Source organism: Ferrimonas sediminicola (assembly GCF_005116715.1).
GTDB lineage: Bacteria > Pseudomonadota > Gammaproteobacteria > Enterobacterales > Shewanellaceae > Ferrimonas > Ferrimonas sediminicola.
This window is the reverse complement of sequence record NZ_SWCI01000006.1, coordinates 137,090-155,376: the sequence shown is the minus strand read 5'-3', so window position 1 is coordinate 155,376 and position 18,287 is coordinate 137,090. Positions and strand designations below refer to the sequence as shown.

At 61.3% G+C, this 18,287-nt stretch carries 16 protein-coding genes; 10 read left to right on the top strand and 6 right to left on the bottom strand.

All coding sequences use genetic code 11. The annotated features are described in order from the left end of the window. Window positions 1-34: 34 nt before the first annotated feature. A complete protein-coding gene (locus FCL40_RS11230; protein ID WP_136853394.1) occupies window positions 35-1,213 on the bottom strand; it encodes a multidrug effflux MFS transporter in 1,179 nt (392 codons plus the stop codon). Between the two features lie 97 nt (window positions 1,214-1,310). Between FCL40_RS11230 and FCL40_RS11225 the strand changes: the two genes are divergently transcribed. Continuing rightward, window positions 1,311-2,261: a LysR family transcriptional regulator gene (locus FCL40_RS11225; protein WP_136853393.1), complete on the top strand. Its 951-nt coding sequence runs from the start codon at window positions 1,311-1,313 to the stop codon at window positions 2,259-2,261. On the opposite strand, the gene FCL40_RS11220 is transcribed toward FCL40_RS11225, so the two are convergent. After that, window positions 2,215-2,544, bottom strand: coding sequence for a hypothetical protein (locus tag FCL40_RS11220; protein WP_136853392.1), 330 nt, complete (start codon window positions 2,542-2,544; stop codon window positions 2,215-2,217). The two genes, FCL40_RS11225 and FCL40_RS11220, sit on opposite strands and share 47 nt — an antisense overlap. Before the next feature lie 611 nt (window positions 2,545-3,155). Here FCL40_RS11220 and FCL40_RS11215 point away from each other — a divergent pair. After that, complete coding sequence (locus FCL40_RS11215) at window positions 3,156-4,091, top strand: adenosylmethionine decarboxylase (RefSeq protein ID WP_136853391.1); 936 nt, start codon at window positions 3,156-3,158, stop codon at window positions 4,089-4,091. On the opposite strand, the gene FCL40_RS11210 is transcribed toward FCL40_RS11215, so the two are convergent. From FCL40_RS11210 to FCL40_RS11200, 3 genes are all read right to left on the bottom strand, one after another. Continuing rightward, window positions 4,088-5,626 (bottom strand): GGDEF domain-containing protein, encoded by a 1,539-nt coding sequence (locus tag FCL40_RS11210; protein WP_136853390.1) that lies wholly within the window; start codon window positions 5,624-5,626, stop codon window positions 4,088-4,090. The genes FCL40_RS11215 and FCL40_RS11210 overlap by 4 nt on opposite strands. A 105-nt stretch (window positions 5,627-5,731) precedes the next feature. After that, entirely contained in the window at window positions 5,732-6,484 is a 753-nt protein-coding gene (locus tag FCL40_RS11205) for a ferredoxin reductase domain-containing protein (RefSeq protein ID WP_136853389.1), read from the bottom strand. Window positions 6,485-6,809: 325 nt separating this feature from the next. Then, complete coding sequence (locus FCL40_RS11200; RefSeq protein ID WP_136853388.1) at window positions 6,810-7,160, bottom strand: hypothetical protein; 351 nt, start codon at window positions 7,158-7,160, stop codon at window positions 6,810-6,812. A 149-nt stretch (window positions 7,161-7,309) separates the two neighbouring features. Between FCL40_RS11200 and FCL40_RS11195 the strand changes: the two genes are divergently transcribed. Together FCL40_RS11195 and FCL40_RS11190 are read left to right on the top strand one after the other, a co-directional pair. After that, the gene (locus FCL40_RS11195; RefSeq protein ID WP_136853387.1) at window positions 7,310-7,744 is read left to right on the top strand and encodes a (deoxy)nucleoside triphosphate pyrophosphohydrolase; all 435 of its coding nucleotides are present in this window, start codon (window positions 7,310-7,312) and stop codon (window positions 7,742-7,744) included. Between the two features lie 33 nt (window positions 7,745-7,777). After that, a complete protein-coding gene (locus FCL40_RS11190) occupies window positions 7,778-8,680 on the top strand; it encodes a 1,4-dihydroxy-2-naphthoyl-CoA synthase (RefSeq protein ID WP_136853386.1) in 903 nt (300 codons plus the stop codon). Window positions 8,681-8,780: 100 nt separating this feature from the next. Here the strand turns inward: FCL40_RS11190 and FCL40_RS11185 are convergent, their stop codons facing one another. Then, the gene (locus tag FCL40_RS11185) at window positions 8,781-10,976 is read right to left on the bottom strand and encodes an OmcA/MtrC family decaheme c-type cytochrome (protein ID WP_205729128.1); all 2,196 of its coding nucleotides are present in this window, start codon (window positions 10,974-10,976) and stop codon (window positions 8,781-8,783) included. 403 nt (window positions 10,977-11,379) lie between these two features. On the opposite strand from FCL40_RS11185, the gene FCL40_RS11180 reads away from it, so the two are divergent. The 6 genes from FCL40_RS11180 to FCL40_RS11155 all read left to right on the top strand — a co-directional run bounded on the left by FCL40_RS11180 (window position 11,380) and on the right by FCL40_RS11155 (window position 18,259). Continuing rightward, window positions 11,380-12,594, top strand: coding sequence for a LysR family transcriptional regulator (locus tag FCL40_RS11180; RefSeq protein ID WP_136853385.1), 1,215 nt, complete (start codon window positions 11,380-11,382; stop codon window positions 12,592-12,594). A gap of 217 nt (window positions 12,595-12,811) precedes the next feature. Then, window positions 12,812-13,567, top strand: a complete 756-nt coding sequence (locus FCL40_RS11175; protein ID WP_136853384.1) for a helix-turn-helix transcriptional regulator — start codon at window positions 12,812-12,814, stop codon at window positions 13,565-13,567. A 2-nt stretch (window positions 13,568-13,569) separates the two neighbouring features. Further along, the gene (locus FCL40_RS11170; protein ID WP_136853383.1) at window positions 13,570-14,244 is read left to right on the top strand and encodes a response regulator transcription factor; all 675 of its coding nucleotides are present in this window, start codon (window positions 13,570-13,572) and stop codon (window positions 14,242-14,244) included. Beyond that, window positions 14,234-15,445, top strand: coding sequence for a sensor histidine kinase (locus tag FCL40_RS11165; RefSeq protein ID WP_136853382.1), 1,212 nt, complete (start codon window positions 14,234-14,236; stop codon window positions 15,443-15,445). The genes FCL40_RS11170 and FCL40_RS11165 overlap by 11 nt, the downstream gene beginning before the upstream one ends. Window positions 15,446-15,744: 299 nt before the next feature. Beyond that, window positions 15,745-16,491, top strand: a complete 747-nt coding sequence (locus tag FCL40_RS11160; RefSeq protein WP_136853381.1) for an outer membrane protein OmpK — start codon at window positions 15,745-15,747, stop codon at window positions 16,489-16,491. A gap of 16 nt (window positions 16,492-16,507) precedes the next feature. Next, window positions 16,508-18,259, top strand: coding sequence for a flavocytochrome c (locus tag FCL40_RS11155; protein WP_136853380.1), 1,752 nt, complete (start codon window positions 16,508-16,510; stop codon window positions 18,257-18,259). Window positions 18,260-18,287: the final 28 nt, after the last annotated feature.

Below are 18,287 nucleotides of genomic sequence, written 5' to 3'. Positions count from 1 at the left end.
GGCGCCCGATGGCGCCGTTTTTTTATGATTCCTGTCAGGCCGCTTCCGGCTGCGGCTCCAGCTGCTGACGGCGGCCACGCAGCAGAACCCAGACCAGGGGCAGGGCCATCATCAGCGACAGCTGCTCCACCGCGCTCAGGCCGCTGGCACCGAACAGGCCCACCACGATGGCGGCGCCGGTCATCTGGAACAGCCCCAGCAGGGCGGAAGCGGTACCGGCACGATCACCGAAGGGAGCCAGGGCGCTACCGGCACAGATGGCAATCAGGAAGGAGAAGGCCACAGAGGCGACGAACACCGGCCCCATAAAGGCGATGGGCGTCATCAGGCCGCGCAGGGCAAACTCCGCCATGCCCGCCAGGGCCATCAGCACCACACCAAACCACAGGGCTCGTTTCTGGCCCATCCACCCCACCACCTTGGGGGCAGCAAAAGCCGCCATGATATTGATCACCGCATTGACTCCGAACCAGATGGCATAGCTGCGGGCATCCAGCCCCAGTTCCACCATCAGCCTGGTGGGCGACTGAGCCACATAGCCGATGATCATCGCCATCCCCAGCAGCGCCAGCACCGCATGGAAGCGAAACGTTTCCACCTCAAGCACACTGGCATAGCGACTCCAGGAGAGCAGCCTGCCTTCGCTGCGGGTGTTGTCGGGGCGGGTCTCGGGCAACATCAGCCAAAGTACGGCACTGACCAGCACGCCATAACCGGCCATAAACCAGAAGTTGGCGGTCCAGCCCCACCAGTGGGTCAAGAGGCCACCCAACAGGGGGGCTGCCGCCGGGACGATACAGATGACGCCGTTCAGATAGCTGAACATCGGCTTGGAGCGCTCGGCACCAAAGAAGTCACGCACACCGGCAAAAGCTGCCACGGACAGGGCACAGGCAGAGAAGCCCTGGCCCAGTCGGGCCGCCATCAGCAGGGCATAATCGGAGGCCAGGGCTGCCATGGAGGAGGTCAGGATGTAGAGCAGGGTTCCAGTCAGCGCCACCGGTCTGCGGCCGTAGCGATCCGCCAGGGGACCGGCCAGCAGTTGCCCTATGCCGAAGGAGAGCATGAACATGGGCAGGCTCTGTTGCACCCAGGACACAGGTACCGACAACGCCTCGGCCATCTGGGGAATGGCGGGGAGGAAGATGTCGATGGCCAGGGGTGAAAACAGCACCATCATCATGAACAGCGGCAGAGGGTTGGTTAAACGCATGACTACTCCTTAAACGTCGATGCGTCTATTGTAGGCAACGCCAGATATGAAATAAAATGACTTATCATCCTAACCTGATAGTCCAAATAGGAATATCATGATCCGCCATACCGACCTGAATCTGCTCAGAATCCTGCTGACCCTGCTGGAGGAGCTCAGTGTCTCCCGCACTGCCGAGAAACTGTGCCTGACCCAGTCGGCGGTCAGCAAGCAACTGGCCAGGCTGCGCCAGCAGTTGGCGGACCCTCTGTTTATCCGTCACCCCAAGGGGCTTACCCCCACCCCCAGGGCTCGCTCCCTGGAGCCTCAAGTACGAACCTGGCTGGCCATGGCCGATGAGATGCTGGAGCCCCAGGGGTTTGATCCTGCCACCAGCCAGCGGCGCTTTCGCCTGGCCCTGACCGAGACCTGCTTCGCCACTCTGCTCACCCGGTTCCTCGGGCCGATGATGAGCGCCGCACCCGGCATCATGCTGGAGACCAAGAGCTGGGAGGCAGTGGGACTGCCGATGTTGGGCAAAGGTGAAGTGGACCTGGCGATCTTTCCCAGGGACAATGATACCCGGGCCCCCCACCCCTTCCACGTCAGCAGCCTGCCGAAAAACCTGGAGTACGTGGAGCTGAGCCGGGATGACCATGTCTGCCTGGTGCACGACAATCACCCGGTACTAACCAGGGAGTGGAGCCTGGAGCAGTACGTGGGCCTGTCCCACCTGAAGATCGAGTGTGAGGGATCCGACGCCTGGCTGCTGGATCAGGTGCTGGCGGAAACCGGCCATCAGCTCATCGCCTCCATGCGCACCTCCGACTTCTACTCGGCGGCCCTGCTGTGCCAGCACAGCGATCTGGCCTTTACCTGCACCCGCAGCTTTGCCGATCGGATATCGGAGAGTCACCACTTGGTGCAGTTGCCTCTGCCGCTGCAGATGGAGCCGCTGAGCAACCTGATGGGCTGGCCCGCCCACCTGTCCGCCGATCCGGCTCACCGCTGGCTGCGGGAGTTCATCGTCGCCCAGTGCCAGATGGAGCGGGCTGCTCCCTCTCGCTGAGCTCCACAGGCTCGGCCCGGGGAGGACGTTCGATCCGCATCAGCAGGGTGTGGCTGACGATATCCTCCTCCAGGGTGATGGCGCCCCGGCCATAACGCTCTCCGCGCCGGTAGAGTTCCAGAAGCTGCTCGGCGGTGGCAGCGTAACGCCCCTGGTAGGTCCACAACAGTTGACACTCCCTCTCCTGGCAGCGATCACTGATCAGTTCCATCGCCTCGGTCTGCGCCATGGCAGAGGCACTGATCGCCAACGCTATCGCCATCCATAGGCACTTTTCGACCATAGCAACCTCCCTATCAACCTGCTGTTCTCGCTGCAGAGACAACGGCGGCGGCCCCAGGGCCGCCGCTTTTTCCCGTTTGCCTGTAAGTGTAGGAGGTGTTGACCCGTGGTGATGAGAATTTCATCAAGGAGGACGGTGGTCATTCAAGGAGACGACTGTGGACACAGTGGCTCCAGCTGACCATGAAACGGCGCCGAGTGACGGTCACCAGGCCGGTCCGCCGGGCGCCAAATGGAGCGGGATGTTGGTCAAGTGAGCCTAGAACTGCGGACGAGTCGATAGCACAGGTGGCTGGGATTGGCGCACTCAGGATTCACCCAAGATTCCCGCCTCCTGAGACAGGGTTCTGGGCCTGGTTGAGATTTTGTGTATAATCCAGCTCCGGCTCGAGAAACGGCGTAAAAAATGGGCAACCCCAGGGGGCTCACGTCACGGGCCGACCGATGGGGAGGTGGCTCACAAAGCGCTTTTAGCCCGGTTTCCGGGATCTGGCGGACCCAGAGCCACCAAACTTGTTGAGGGGAAGCAGAGCATTATCTGCTAAACCGATAATCAGGGCCGCGAATCAAGAGTGTAACGGGCCCGACCTTCAACAGGAGTTAGAGCAAATCATGCTTTTTTTCGAAGGGTCTGAGAAGAAGATCGAGGTGGTTCTCCAGCCGGGTCAGCCTTCTCTCAGACAATTGGAACGCGAATACTGGCAGCAGGTCGTTGCCAAGGCCAACGCCACCATCCTCTCCTCCGTGCACAACGAGGAGTGCGACGCCTACCTGCTGAGTGAATCCAGCCTGTTCGTCTGGGAAGATCGCTTCCTGATGCTCACCTGCGGCACCACTACCCTGATGGACGCCGTGGTCAGCTTCCTGGAGCAGTTCCCCGCCGATAGCCTGGCCATGCTCAGCTACCAGCGCAAGAACGAATACCAGTCCCACCTGCAGAAGAGCTCCTTCGAGCAGGACGTCACGGCTCTGCAGCAGCAGATCGAGGGCGTGGGCTATCAGCTGGGGTACCTGGATGGGCACCATAACTACATCTACCACCTGGACAGGCCATACCAGCCCCGAGAGGACGATGCGACCCTGGAGCTGCTGATGTACCACATCAATGGTGACACCGCCCAGTACCTGCGCAGCGACAACCAGACCCTGGAGGGAATTCGCCAGCGCCTGAACTGGGAAGCGCTGCTGCCCGGCTTCCTGCTGGATGACTTCCTGTTCGAGCCCTTTGGCTACTCGATGAACGCCATCAAGGGTGACCGCTACGCCACCATGCACATTACTCCCCAGGAAAACAGCTCCTACGTCAGCTTCGAGACCAACCTCGAGGGTGAGGCCGCAGCCCTGGTACTCAATGCCCTGCTGAAAACACTGCAGCCGGACAGCTATGATCTGATCAGCTTCAACCAGCAGTTGCAGCTGGATCACCAGCCGGGGATCATCTGCGTGGATCAGGCGACTCAGCCACTGAGCTGCGGCTACACCATGCGCTTCTCCCACTACCTCAAGCCACCCTCGGCTGAGCGCAGCGCCGACCGGCTGTCTCTCTAAGCCGGCTTCTCCGTGGCGGCTGTAGACAGCCGCCACATCCTCACCTGGTTCTTGCCGTTCTGCTTGGCCAGGTAAAGCTGCTGATCGGCGATGCGCACCAGCTGGTCAAAGTCGTGGAACTGCTTGACCAGATCCACTCCTGGCTCCACCAGGGCCACTCCGATGCTGGCGCTGATGGGCCGCTTGAGCAGGGCGGTGGACTTGTGCAGTTTTTCGATGTGCCTCCTGAGGCTCTCCGCCAACTTCTCCACCGTCTCCGGCTGAACCTCCACATAGATGGTGCAGAACTCTTCTCCTCCATAGCGGCAGGCGATATCCTCACCACGGCGGGCTACCCGCTTGAGCTCCCTGGCCACACACACCAGGCAGTCGTCTCCGGCCTGATGGCCAAACTCATCGTTGTAGGCTTTGAAGTCATCGATATCCAGCATCATCACCGCTCCACCATACCTGGCCCGGCACAGGCGGCGCCACTCCCGCACGGCAAAATGGTCCATCCCGCGACGGTTGGCCAGGCCGGTGAGTGAATCGGTCTGGCTGAGATCCTGCAACTGCTGGCGCTGCTTCTCCACCCGGCCGATCAAGCCATTGAAGGCGTTCACCAGGTGCTGGAACTCCTTCACATACATGTTGACCGTCAGCTTGCGGTATTGACGCTCCCTCTCCATCTGCAGCAGCTGGTCACTGCCGAACTCGATGGGGGTGACGAAGATGCGCCACAGTAGGAAGTTGGTGGTGGGCAGCAGCAGCAACAGCAGGACGAAGGCGATCCACTCTCGCCGCTCCACCCCATGCTGAACCTGGGCCGAGTAGACGATGGAGAGGACCCAGGCTCCCTGTGACAGGCTGTCACGGATAAGGAGATCCCGCTGGCGAACCGGCTCATCCAGGCCGGTCAGGTTCATCAACCTCGGCAGAGCCAGATCCTCCGAGCGGGCTGGGCGGGCGGTCACCCGTATCCCCAGCCTGGTGAAGTTGCTCTCCACCTCGCTGACCGGCATCGGCTTCAGCAGCAACAGGTAGCCCAGGGTGCATCCCAGCTTGTTCAGACTGCAGACGGTAGAGGCGCTGTAACTGTAGAGGTTACCGCCGAGCCACAGCAGGCCGGTCTTGACCATCTCCCGCTCCGGCAGCATGGTGGGCATCAGCCTGGCGCGCTGATAGGCGGCCTCGCCCACCAGAATGGGAAAGTGGTCAGGCTCCCGGGAGTCGTGAGCCAGGAAACTGCGCAGCGACAGATCCGGGCCGAAGGCCATGGCCACCTCGGCGCCCCGGGTCAAGCGAGAGGTTGCGTCCCCCCCCTCGAGCACCGATTTGGCCCAGTGGTCGTACCCCGGGGAGATCGCCAGATCCGACAGCAGCATCTGCTGCTGGGAAAAGTACTGGCGCACCGCCAGGGTTTCATGCCACTGCAGCGAAGCCACCTCCCGCTCAAGGATAGGAATGATCACCAGCATCCGGATAAGCCAGTAACTGGCCACCAACACCAATATCAGCACCATCGACAGCAGTAATGCCAACCTTTTCAGAGTCATCAATTTACCTCAGCCTGTGAGATAAAGTGTGGCACGGCTTCGGCCATTTGACAGGAAAACAGGAAAGGGGCGCCGATGCGCCCCTTGCTGCCGATCTCTGTTCCCTCAGGCCGTTACCGGCTCCACCGTCAACGGCGTCAAGGTGCGGGGCGAGTAGTAGTCCTGATCCGCCAGCAGCCGATCACGACAGAAACCGGCCTGTACCAGGCGGGCGATGGAGGCGTTCACCATGGCCGGTGAGCCGGTCAGCACCACCCTGGCCCGCTTCCGCTCCAGCTCGGTCATCCAGGCAAGGCGCTGCAAGGCCACATCGACCACATAGCCCCGGGCGTTGCCCCAACCCTGAAGTGGGCTTTCCAGGGTCAGATCCGCCATAAAGCGGCGATCGTTCAGCCACGACTGCAGTTGCGGCAGCTCAAACAGCTCCTGATCATCACGCCCCCCCCAGCACAGATAGACCGGCTGGGCACTGGTGCCGGCCAGCCGGTGCTCGATAATGCTGCGGGACTGACTGATGCCACAGCCGGCACTGAGCAGGATCAGCGGATCCTTGTCCCACTCGGGCGCATAGGCAACCCGGCCATCCACCAGGATAGGCACCTCCTTGCGGCCGGTCAGAGCGCGAATCACCTGATCGCAGGCCCTCCCTTCGGGAAAATGCTGAATATAGAGCTCGAGTTCGCCCCCAGGCTGGGGATCGTTGGCCATGGAGTAGGGCACACACCAGCCATTGTCCAGGCAGATCTCCACATACTGGCCGGCAACGGCCGCCATGGGGAGGTGAGGACGGAGACGGATGTGATACACATCCTGGTTGACCAGTTGAGCACTGACTATGGTGGCGATGGTGGCGTCCATGGAAACCTCGGATTGTGGGAGTGCGGATCTTTCGCGATCAATGTTGCGCCGGACTTCGCCTGACACAGGAGTGAAAGTGAGAGTCGCTCACCCTGAGTGTGCTGACGTTGGCGTCCTGCGGGCCGGCCTGGCGTGAACCTGTCGACAGGGTTTGCGCTCGACGCCGAAGCAAACGACTCCTCGATCGGCTGGCGCCATCCCAGGCCCAAAAAACACCCCCGACCGGACAACAGACGCCGGAGGGGGTGATCCGCAGTCTAAACCCAGCAAGGGGGAGCGTTAATCGGCCACTGGCCACAGTGTGATCCAACTCCGTTGTTGCGCCTCAGTGTCCCGAAAAATAAGCGCCTATCTCACCCACCAGCAGATAGGGCGCGGCACTGAGAAAGGGGATCAGGCTGGCCAGCATCACCTTGTGCGCCGCCAGGCCGCAGCGGTTCTGGTGCAGAGAGAAGAACAGCCCATAGAGATAGAACGCCGGATAGAGCAGTATGGTGGTGGAGACATAGTAGCTCACCAGGGTCATAGGCACGGCGCCCAGGGAGCCTGGCAGGCTGAAATCCACTCGCCCCAGGGCCATCATCCAGAACATCATCTGAATCCCCAGCGGCAGGTAGATGAGGGCGATCCAGCCCTTGAGCCAGGACCGGCTCAGATCCATCTCCTCTCTTGGCATAAAACGAGCACTCCTTACTCAGCCTCCAATCGAGGCTATTGAATCCAGTACAAAAGTGTATCTCAGCTTTGACCGGCAGAAAACGTCCTGCCCTTGCAATCGGTGCCGGAATCCGCACACTTAAGCCTCCCCGAGTCGATGGAGCCCCCATGCTGGAAGTCGCCTGTGCCCTGATTGTCGATGGAGACAAGCTGCTGCTGTGCCGCCGCCACCCCAACGGAAGCCAGGGGGGGCTGTGGGAGTTTCCCGGCGGCAAGTGCGAACCGGGGGAGACCCTGCCCCAGGCACTCGCCAGGGAGTTGAAGGAGGAGTTGTGCCTCGATCTGGAGATTGGCCACCACCTGGGCACCTCGGAGCACCACTACGGCAACAAGGGGGTCAGGCTGCACGGCTACCATTGCCGGTGGCATCCCCAGGCGATCACCCTGACCGGCAGCCATGACCGCTACCTGTGGGTAGAGCCCGGTGACATAGAACTGCAGACCCTGGCACCGGCCGACCTGCCACTGCTGCGTGCCCTGATCCGACAACAGGGATCACTCCCCAACAACGGAGCCATTGACCGGGCTGGGCATTCGACCTAGCCTTTTGGCCAACACAAATACAAGGAATCCCCTATGAGCAACGCGGTATCTGACATCTTCGATCCCTCCCTGTGGGAGGAGGTGGAAGGGTTCGACTTCGAGGACATCACCTATCACAGGGCCAAGGATCAGGGCACGGTGCGCATCGCCTTCAATCGCCCCGACTGCCTGAACGCCTTCCGCCCCAAGACGGTGGATGAGCTCTACCTGGCCCTGGACCACGCCCGCCAGTGGTCCGACGTAGGCTGCGTGCTACTGACCGGCAACGGCCCCTCCGCCAAGGGGCAGTGGTCCTTCTCCTCCGGCGGCGACCAGCGCATCCGCGGCAAGGATGGCTACAAGTATGAGGGCGAAGAGAAGGGCAAGGCCGACCTGGCCCGCATGGGCCGCCTGCATATCCTCGAGGTTCAACGCCTGATCCGCTTTATGCCCAAGGTGGTGATCGCCGTGGTACCCGGCTGGGCCGTCGGCGGCGGTCACAGCCTGCACGTGGTGTGTGACCTGACCCTGGCCTCCCAGGAGCATGCGGTGTTCAAGCAAACCGATCCCGATGTGGCCAGCTTCGACTCCGGCTACGGATCCGCCTACCTGGCCAAGATGATTGGCCAGAAACGCGCCCGGGAGATCTTCTTTTGTGGTTTCAACTACAGTGCCGAAGAAGCCTTCCAGATGGGAATGGTGAACAAGTCCGTCCCCCACGTCGAACTGGAAACCGAAGCGCTGCGCTGGGCCAGAGAGATCAACTCCAAATCCCCCACAGCCATGCGCATGCTCAAATACGGCTTTAACCTGCCCGATGACGGCCTGGTGGGCCAGCAGCTGTTCGCCGGCGAAGCCACCCGCCTGGCCTACGGCACCGAGGAGGCCCAGGAGGGTCGCGACGCCTTCCTGGAGAAGCGCGACCAGGACTTCGGTAAGTTCCCCTGGCACTACTAGAGCCTACCGACAAGAGGGCCGCCCACCGGGCGGTCTTTTTCGTGCACAGAAAAAAAGCGCCCTGACGGGCGCTTTGGGTCATTGAAAGTAATGATGATACTTACAGTTTATGCCCATGGTGGGCCATCACCTTGTCAGGGGTGTGGCACACGGCACAGGCTTCCTGAGCCGCCTGAGCCTGGGCCTTGTCGTCACCGAAGTAGCCGCCATTGCTGATCATGTGCGACATGGCCGCGTCCGACAGGTACTTCTGGTGGCAACTCATGCAGGCACCCACGTCTGGAGAGGCGTACCAGGTCTCGGCCACATCCTTCTCCTTGACGGTACTGGGTACCGCCAGGGCGCTGCCGGCGTTGCGCCCCAGTTCGAAGCCATAGTCGAGCCCGCCCCACCCCTGCTCGGCGGAGTGGCAGGTCAGGCAGTCGGTCTTGAGCAGGGTACCGCTGCCACCATGGCCATTGTCATGGCCCTTCGCCTTGTGGGCCTTGTACATGAAGCTGGAGGGCTTCAGATAGCCTGTGGGCTGATGGTCCACCTCCACGTCCACCAGTTTCTTGTCGTTGGTGTGACAAGCGATGCAATTGGCGCCATTGGAGTCATGGTAGAACTCCTTGGAGTGGCAGCCGAAGCAGCTGGCCTCATCGATGATGGCGCGACGCTCAGGCACCTGGGCGTCACCATCGGCCAGGATGGTGCGCACAGGCTCGCTCTGCACATAGGCAGGGTAGGCCCCCTCGTTGCTGCAATCGGTGCGGACCGGGCTGTTCTCCTCGAAGCACACCTTGACCAGGGGCAGGATCTCCAGGGTCCTCTGGGCGATGTCTGCGGGCAGATCCAGGGTGTAGGTGATGCCCCGCTTGACCTTCTCGGTGGTCAGGTGGAAGGTTCCGTCGGCATAGGTGGTGGAGCCATCCCCTTTGAGGCTGAAGCGGCGGTGCTCATAGGTGGTGCCCTCGCTGAACCCCTCTCCCTCCAGGGTCACCAATTGCTCAGGGTAGTCCCTCTCCACGTCCCAGCTCACCACCACATAGGGGTTGGAGTAGCCCTGCTGGTAGATCTCATCGATGCTCACCAGGCCGCCCTCGGCGTCGGTGACCTGCAGATCCAACTCCAGCAGATGGTCGGCATTGATCTCAATGTTGGAGACGCTTACCGCATAACCTGCCGCCGCCTCGTAGGGCGCGCCATGCTTGCGGTGGTCTACGCCGCTGTGACAGTCGGTACAGGCCAGCTCGGGGCTTTTGGCGGAGTTATGCTGCACCGGGCTGTCGGTATGACAGCCAATACAGGCATTGGCATTGGCATCTTTCAACCACAACTCCGAATCGGCCAGGGAGTCATCCTCGGTGTGGCAGACGCTGCAGTCCATAAAGGGCTTGGTGGGAAAGGCGGGGTAGTCAAAGGCGTGAGGGCCGTGATAGCCAGCGATGGTATAGGGCATGGGGACGACTGTGCCCTGCTCATCCTTACCCTGACGCTCAGGCCCCATATGGATGGCGTGCACCATATGCCCGAGCTCCACCGAGACCCCTTCGGGATCGGACACCAGGCCGTTGTGGCAGGCTTGGCAGTTCTCCAGATCCAGGCGCCGTCCGCCGTGAGCCTTGAGGCTGTCGGGCTGGTGGCAGGTATAGCAGGTTTCCATGGTCACCAGCTCACGGGTCTCCACCCCCTCCTGACCGCCACTGGCCGGAATCCAGTCATAGTGAGCATTCTCCGCCAACTCATGGCCGGAGTCGTACTCAAACTGCATCTCAATGGCCAGACGCTGAGTCAGCGCCGGATCAAAAGCGACACCCGCCGGGTCCTGCCACTGCAGCAGGTCTGTGTGGAACCTGTAGCTGTAGCTGCCGTCATTGTTGTCCGTCAGGCACTTAGGACAATCCTTCAGCTTCTCAAACCCCTGTTCAAAGGTGGTGCCAGCATCGTTGGTGGTCTCATTGAGCAGCGACTGCCACCGCTTCAGATCGCCATCCACTTCCAGTTGCGCCAGGGAAAAGCGGAAGTCGTGAAAGGGGTTGTTTCCATCCAGTCCAAACAGGCCGACGCCCTGTGAATTGGTCAACTCAAATTCGACGGCAATAATGCCGTCCTGGTAGGTTGCGCCCTTGATCTGTGCGATGGCCTCCCCGGCCATATCGATATGCAGACCAACGCTGCCCGGCTCGCCGGGGTTGCCCGGTTGACCAGTTTGGCCGGGCTGGCCATCCTTGCCATCTTCGCCATCCCCGCAACCGCCCATCATCAGGGCTGACGCAATCAGCAGCGCCAAGGGTGCCTTAGGTGTTTTCATCATTATCATCTCCGTAAAACCATCATCACTGTGGTCGCAGCCATGTTAGGCGGGCGAAGCTGCAGCAGAGTTGATGACCATCACCCTCGGCCGGAGAGGAGAAAAAGGCAGGGTTCGCCACAGGAGAGGTGAATTTCAAGCGATTACATCGATAGCACGGCCATTTCCAGACAAAACGCCGAGCCTGGCCGGGCACTCCTGGAGCTTTCACAAAATTCGACAATTCAAATTACCCAAAGTCGATTTTTGCAATTCTCGATTTTGCCCATTGAGTGACAGCCAGATGAGGGCGGGATCACGAAACCCAACCACGGGAATGACAGAGGCTCAATTTCGACCACGGGGGGATCGCCAACCTCACTGACCCTGGTTAGATTAACCTCAGACAGACTCAAGGACCGGGAACGTGAACAAACTGCAACACTGCACCCTCTTCCAGTTGAACCTCTTCGTCGAGGTGTATGAGCGCCTCAATGCCAAGGAGGTCGCCCTCACCCTGGCAACCACACCAGCCGCCATCAGCCGGGGACTCAATGCCCTGAGAGACTGCCTGGGCGACCCCCTGTTTATTCGCCGCCAGCAAGGGTTCGAGCGCAGCCAGATGGCCGAGCAGCTCTACCCGGTGTTCAAACGGATGCAGCAGCTTTGCAGCCAACACCGCAGCTTCCCCACGGGATCCGAGGCGACGCTCAAGCTCAGCCTCTCCAACCTGGATCTCTTCTGCCAGCTCTACAACGGCAACGGCATAGCCCAACTGGCGGAACAGCTTGGCGTGACCACCTCCAAGCTCAATCGGAAACTCAGGGCTCTGAGACTGGCCCTGGGTGATCCCTTGTTTCACCGAGAGAGGGGCGTGATGCAGGCCACAGAGGTCGCCCATGACTGTTTCCCCCTGCTGCGCCAGTTGGTGATGCTGGGTGAGGAGGCCAGTGGAACCGGAGGCGCCCTGCAGGATGGCAGCTCTGTAAGCCTCACCATCATCACCGTCCCACAGCTGGCGATGTCACTGCCGCTGGCATTGCATCAGGCCGCGGAGCGCCACCAGACTCAACTGACCCTGAGGATGGAGTATTGGAACAGGGAGAGCCTCAACCGGCTCGCCGGTAATGAAGCCGATGCGGTAATCGCCTTTGAGCCTGCCACCCGGGAGGGGATCTTCAGCAAAAAAGTGATTCAGATTCGATCCGGCTACCTGGTGGCCAGGCAGGATCACCCCGTCTGGGCACACCCCAGCCCAGAGCAGTTGATTCGCTATCCCCTGGTCAAGCTGGCTTCCCTGCCCTTCCCCGACAACCAGTCCCCACTGGCCTGCTACGCCCGCTCCATGGGGAAAATCCTGGATGAGCTGGCGACGGTGCCGGATCTGGGCTGCGCCGCACAGCTGTTGCTGAACAGTGATGGGATCATCATCGTTGGCATCCGCTCCGCCGTCGACTACCTGGAACAGTTCAAGGGGCTCAGGACTCAAAAGATGGGCTACCAGCAGGACAAGCGGGTACTGGATAACTTCAGTTCACCGAGCACCTACCTGTGGATGAAACAGGATGCCCAGGGGCGGCTGGCTACGCCCCCCTGGCTGCAGCGCTGCCTGGAAAACTACGTACTGGAATCCCATCAGTAAAGAGGCCGCCCGGAGGTGGCCTTGATGGTGCCCCTGCGCGAGGGTCAAGGACACCACCATGCTAACGCAGCCAACATCAAAATCCCGTCAAAAAGCCTGACTTTCCCACTTCAGTTTTCGCTTTTGCCGAGACACCGGCGGTTCGGGCCTGCGCACCTTTTCCCCCGGCTCACCAGACCGTAAAGTCTGTGGGAAACCACAGAGAACGGGAAAGATCATGCAGGCCATCCACCCTTCGGCCCGGTTGCCGGAGTGCCCGGCACCACCCAGCCTGGACCAGCTTCGCCAGCAACTGAGGGCACTGGTTCTGCCGCTGGGGTTCTCCGGCTTCTGGTACCAGGGGATCCCCCACCATGCCCGGCAAGCCTACCGCACTCCCTGCCGCAGCCAGCTGTTCACCCCGGCCGCCCTGCGCCGGCCGGTGGCCAGCCTGGCCTCCTCCAGCCAGGTGCAGGCCCTGCAGCGGCTCTATCTGGGCCGGGTTGCCCGTCAGGATCCCAACTTTGAGGCCGCCCTGGAGCTCGCCTCCCCCTACCACTACCGACTGGATGCCGAAGTGGCACCTCAGGCCACGCGCCTGTTTCACAACCACGGCGTCTGCGAGGTGCTGAGCTGGCCCCTGCCCTGCTTCGGACAGAGTGCCTGGAGCGGACGCTTCACCCTGCTCAGTGATCGAACCGCGCCCCTTGGTGAGCCGCCGCAGCTGGAGCAGACACTGAGGCTGGGTCAGGCGCTGCTGCTGGAGAGCCACCGCCACCTGTTTAACCCCTACCGCCACAGCCGGTTGTTCAATCCCACCGCCATCGAGGTACTGAAGATGGCGGCCAGTGGTTTTCATAATCATGAAATTGCCGACCGGCTCCACATTACCGTCCGCGGTGTCGAATACCATATGGAGTCGCTGCGAAAGAAGCTGGGCGCGGCCAACCGCGCCAACCTGATACACATTGCCCACCAACTGGAGCTGTTCTAACTATGCTGGTACTCCTGGTCGAAGACAATCATCTATTGGCGAAGAACATCCTGCACTACCTGGAGCTGAGGGAGATCGAGTGCGATTACGCCGACACCCTGGCCAGAGCGGAGCAGCGGCTCGCCAAGCACCACTTCGACGCCATCATCCTGGATCTGAACCTGCCCGATGGCGACGGTGTCACCGCCTGCCGCCGCTGGCAGCAGCAGTGCATCAACACCCCGGTGATCATGCTCACCGCCCGGGGCGGCCTCAACGACCGGCTGGACGGCTTCGACGCCGGTGCCGACGACTACCTGGTCAAGCCCTTCGCCATGGAGGAACTGGTGGCCAGGCTCAAGGTGGTCTCCCAGCGCCGCCCGGCGCCAAAGACACTGCGACTGGCGGACCTGGAGATCGATTTCGCCGGTCACAGCGCCCGGCGCCAGGGACAGCCTCTGAACCTGTCCCGCACCGGCTGGCAGATCCTCTCCCTGCTGGCCCGACGCAGCCCGGAGACCGTCGAGCGAGAGGAGATAGAACGCACCCTGTGGCCGGACACCCCGCCGGACAGCGACAGCCTGCGCAGCCATATCCACCTGCTCAGGCGGGTGGTGGACAAGCCGTTCGACACCAAGCTGATCCACACCGTCCGCGGTGTCGGCCTGAGCCTGAGGAGTTCCGCCGATGCCGCGTAAACTCAGTCTCAAGCGCACCTACCAGCTCTATGGCATCGGCTTCCTGGTGCTGACCCTGGCGATCAACAGCATCATCCCCCTGTGCATGATGTGTACCGGCATGTTCTCCATGCACGAGATCACCATGACCAACGCCGGGCAGGCCGCCGAGCAGTGGTTCCGCTTGTCGGGCCAACCCTTCAATACCGATAACCTGACGGTATTTCGCCGATGGGAATCGGTGCCTGGGCCAATCCAGCAGATGAGCGACAATCGGCCGCCGACACCGGAGCAGGGGGTGTTCTACCACCACGCCGACGGGCCCTATATCGATGCGCTGATGGCCTACACCAACAGCGACAACCGGGACTACTATGTGTGGCTCAGGTACAACGCCACCCATGATCTGGTGTTTGCCCCGAAGAACATGACTGCCATCCTGCTGCTGATCGCCATGACCTTCTTTGTGGTCGCCAGCCTGGCCTTCTACATGCAGAATCAGGTGATCACCCCGGTGCACCAGATCAGCCGCGCCATCAAGCAGCACGACTGGCAGAACATGAAACCCTTCAGCTTCCCCAAGCAGTGCTACGCCGAGCTGCAGTCCATCGTCGATGCCCTGGACAACTCCCTGAAGAAGCTCAAGGAGGCCCAGCAGAGGGAACTCAGCTTCCTGCGCTTTGCCAGCCATGAACTGCGCACTCCCATCGCCATCTGCCAATCCTCCTTCGAGATCCTCAGCTTGCAGCAGGGGCGGCTGAGCGGCCCGACCCTGCACGCCAGCCAGGCCACCGCCCAGATGAAATCGATCACCGAGACCCTGCTGTGGCTCACCAACAAGGAGTGCAGCGCCCTGGAGCGGGAGCAGGTCCGCCTCGGCGCCCTGCTGGAACAGGTAGTGGATCACCAAAAACAGGCCCAGGGCTACCGGGCCGCCATCGAGGTCAGTGTCGATCAAACCCGGCTGCCCCTGCTAAGGGAACCCTTGGCGATCATGCTCAACAACCTGATCCGCAACGCCATGGAGCATGGCGCCCAGGGCATAGTGATCCGCCAGCGGGATGAGCTCATCGAGATCACCAACCCCACCAGCGCCGACAACCACAGTGGCTTCGGCCTGGGATTGATGCTGGTGAAGAGGTTGGCCAAGCAGTTGGGGTGGCAATTCGACACTGACAGGCAAGAGGGGCGCTTCTGCGCCCAGCTGAGAATACGTCCCTAGTCCGGAAAAAGACGGCGGCTCAGGCCGCCGTTTTCTGTTGCTGCGTGAAAGTAATGTTGAAGACAAAGTGGGTTTTGACACAGATTTGACGCAGGGAGCGAAAGCGGGGGAAACCACCTCTAAAACCCGCTCGGTTTTGCTAGCTGGAACACGCCAAGAGTGTGAAATTTAAAAACCTTTTTCCATTGCTTCCTAAACCCACACAGTTAGATACCACCCCGGATCCACCGCGAGCCACCTCACATTATTCCCTCAGGCGATGAGTATTCTGTCCCCGTCAATTACAAGGGGACACGACTATGAAACTCAAACTCCTGGCGGCGGCCGCCGCCCTGGTGGCCACCCCGGCCCTCTCCGCCACCTCTTTGGATATCGGTTACAAGGCCTACACCTCCGACACCAAGGATGATAACCGCGGCGCCTACGATCAGCCGTTCCTGAAGCTGAGTCATTTCAATAAGGCCGACTGGGGCACCCTGTTTGCCTACGTAAAACTGGAAAACCCCGGAGAAGTCAAGGATGCCCAGCACGGCGCCGATGGCAAACTGACGGTCAAATCCCTGGCCATCGTCGACAAGCAGATTGGCAAGTCCTCCTACAACTGGTGGATGCAGAACTTCCTCGCCTCCAACCGCACCGTGATGGAGGACAACTTCTACCTGGGCTTCACCACCAACCGCACGTATGGCCAGCTGTTCATTAACGCCGGCCTTGGGGTGAACTACTCCGCCGCTTCCTTCACACCCACCAACGCCAGTTTCGACGGCTTGACCGGCGGAGCGGCGGTGATCAATGCCCGCTACCCGCTGCAGTTCTTCGGCCTGAAGCACTCCCTCAGCGTCAACTACGAGGGCCAGTTCGGCCGGGATGATGAACACCAGGATGTTCTGGGCTACGACAGCTACGGCCATCAGATCATCACCACCTTGAAAACCAGCCTGGGTGACGGCGTCTACACCAAGTTGCACCTGACCCAGTTCGACAGCTGGGGCGCCACCCCCAACGATGGCATCGAGTACGGCCTGGCCGTCGGCTTCCGCTTCTGATCGAGAGGACCTCAGAATGATTAAGAAATCCCTTCTCTGCGGCGCCATCCTGGCGCTGCTGGCAGGCTGCTCCACCCAGACAGAGAGCCCAATCATCACCAGCCAGGGCAAGGCGTTCGGCAAGCATGGTGAGATTCAGGTTCAGACCGAGACCCAGGGCGGTCAGCTGGTGGATATCCAGGTGCTGAAGCAGAACGAGAACAAGGTGCTGGCCGGTGCGGTGTTCACCGAGATGAAGGACGCCATGCTCCAGGCCAACAGCACCGAGGTGGACGGCATCAGCGGCGCCACCATCACCTCAGGGGCCTTCAAGGAGGCGGTCAACCACTCCCTGGACGCCGCCGGAGTGACCCTGATCGCCGGCGCCGCCAAGGCCGCCAAGAAGGAGAAGGCCCTGGACGCCGAGCAGGAGTTCGACGTGGTGGTCGTCGGCTCCGGGGGCGCCGGCTTCAGCGCCGCCATCACCGCCAAGAACGCCGGTGCCAAGGTGGTGATCATCGAGAAGATGCCCACCGTCGGCGGCAACTCGCTGATCACCGGTGGTCAGATGAACGTGCCCGGCAACTGGGTGCAGAAGCAGATGGGCATCGAAGACAACATCGAGCTGTACATCAAGGACACCCTCAAGGGCGGTGACTTCAAGGGCGACCCGGAGATGGTGCGGATCCTGGCGGAGCAGTCCCTGCCCGCCGCCGAATGGCTGCGTGACTACATCAAGGTGGAGTTCTACCAGGACCAGCTGTTCCAGTTTGGCGGCCACAGCGTCAAGCGGGCACTGATCCCCAAGAACCACACCGGTGCCGAGTGGATCAGCAAGTTCATGGCCAAGGCCGACGAACTGCAGATCCCCATCCACACCCGCACCACCGCCAAGGCCCTGATCAAAGACCAGAGTGGCCGGGTGATCGGCGTGGAAGCGGAGCACAACGGTAAGAAGGTGATCTACAACGCCAGCAAGGGGGTGATCCTGGCCACCGGCGGCTTCGGCGCCAACGTGGCGATGCGCACCAAGTTTGTCCCCGAGCTGGACAACCGCTATGGCACCACCAACGCCCGTGGCATCACCGGCGACGGCATCAAAATGGCGGAGAAGCTCAAGGCCAAGACCGCCAACATGGGCTACATCCAGACCTACCCCATCTGCCATGTGGACACCGGCGTCATCTCCCTGATCGCCGACTCCCGGTTCTTCGGCGCCATCCTGGTGAACAAGGAGGGCAACCGCTTCGTCGAGGAGCTGGAGCGTCGCGACGTGATCAGCCGTGCCATACTGGCCCAGACCAACCAGCAGGCCTACGTGCTCTGGGGCCAGGAGATCGAGCAGTACGCCCACACCGTGGATGTACACCAGGAGGAGTTTGAGGAGCTCAACCGCAAGGGCTTTATGTACAAGGCCGACAGCATCGAGGAGCTGGCGGACAAGTTCGGCATCGACAAGCAGGCGCTGATGGCCCAGGTGGCCCGGGTCAACCAGTTTGCCAAGGCGGGCAAGGATCAGCAGTTCAGCCACCGCGGTGGCCTGAAGACCCTGCTCAAGCCTCCCTTCTACATGCTGGTGGCCAAGCCCTCCGTGCACCACACCATGGGCGGCCTGGTGACCGACACCCACACCCGGGTCATTGGCGACAATGGCCAGCCGATCCCCGGTCTGTTTGCCGCCGGTGAAGTAACCGGCCTGACCCACGGCACCAACCGCCTGGGCGGCAATGCCATTACCGATGTGACCGTGTTCGGCCGCATCGCAGGTAGGGAAGCTGCCAACCTCTAAGGGGGAAGGATTCCGCCCCTTGTTGCCG

Excerpts from the sequence above, each read along its gene's own strand:
- FCL40_RS11230 (WP_136853394.1), bottom strand. The coding sequence starts at position 1,213 with ATGCGTTTAACCAACCCTCTGCCGCTGTTCATGATGATGGTGCTGTTT.
- FCL40_RS11225 (WP_136853393.1), top strand. The coding sequence starts at position 1,311 with ATGATCCGCCATACCGACCTGAATCTGCTCAGAATCCTGCTGACCCTG.
- FCL40_RS11220 (WP_136853392.1), bottom strand. The coding sequence starts at position 2,544 with ATGGTCGAAAAGTGCCTATGGATGGCGATAGCGTTGGCGATCAGTGCC.
- FCL40_RS11215 (WP_136853391.1), top strand. The coding sequence starts at position 3,156 with ATGCTTTTTTTCGAAGGGTCTGAGAAGAAGATCGAGGTGGTTCTCCAG.
- FCL40_RS11210 (WP_136853390.1), bottom strand. The coding sequence starts at position 5,626 with ATGACTCTGAAAAGGTTGGCATTACTGCTGTCGATGGTGCTGATATTG.
- FCL40_RS11205 (WP_136853389.1), bottom strand. The coding sequence starts at position 6,484 with ATGGACGCCACCATCGCCACCATAGTCAGTGCTCAACTGGTCAACCAG.
- FCL40_RS11200 (WP_136853388.1), bottom strand. The coding sequence starts at position 7,160 with ATGCCAAGAGAGGAGATGGATCTGAGCCGGTCCTGGCTCAAGGGCTGG.
- FCL40_RS11195 (WP_136853387.1), top strand. The coding sequence starts at position 7,310 with ATGCTGGAAGTCGCCTGTGCCCTGATTGTCGATGGAGACAAGCTGCTG.
- FCL40_RS11190 (WP_136853386.1), top strand. The coding sequence starts at position 7,778 with ATGAGCAACGCGGTATCTGACATCTTCGATCCCTCCCTGTGGGAGGAG.
- FCL40_RS11185 (WP_205729128.1), bottom strand. The coding sequence starts at position 10,976 with ATGATGAAAACACCTAAGGCACCCTTGGCGCTGCTGATTGCGTCAGCC.
- FCL40_RS11175 (WP_136853384.1), top strand. The coding sequence starts at position 12,812 with ATGCAGGCCATCCACCCTTCGGCCCGGTTGCCGGAGTGCCCGGCACCA.
- FCL40_RS11170 (WP_136853383.1), top strand. The coding sequence starts at position 13,570 with ATGCTGGTACTCCTGGTCGAAGACAATCATCTATTGGCGAAGAACATC.
- FCL40_RS11165 (WP_136853382.1), top strand. The coding sequence starts at position 14,234 with ATGCCGCGTAAACTCAGTCTCAAGCGCACCTACCAGCTCTATGGCATC.
- FCL40_RS11160 (WP_136853381.1), top strand. The coding sequence starts at position 15,745 with ATGAAACTCAAACTCCTGGCGGCGGCCGCCGCCCTGGTGGCCACCCCG.
- FCL40_RS11155 (WP_136853380.1), top strand. The coding sequence starts at position 16,508 with ATGATTAAGAAATCCCTTCTCTGCGGCGCCATCCTGGCGCTGCTGGCA.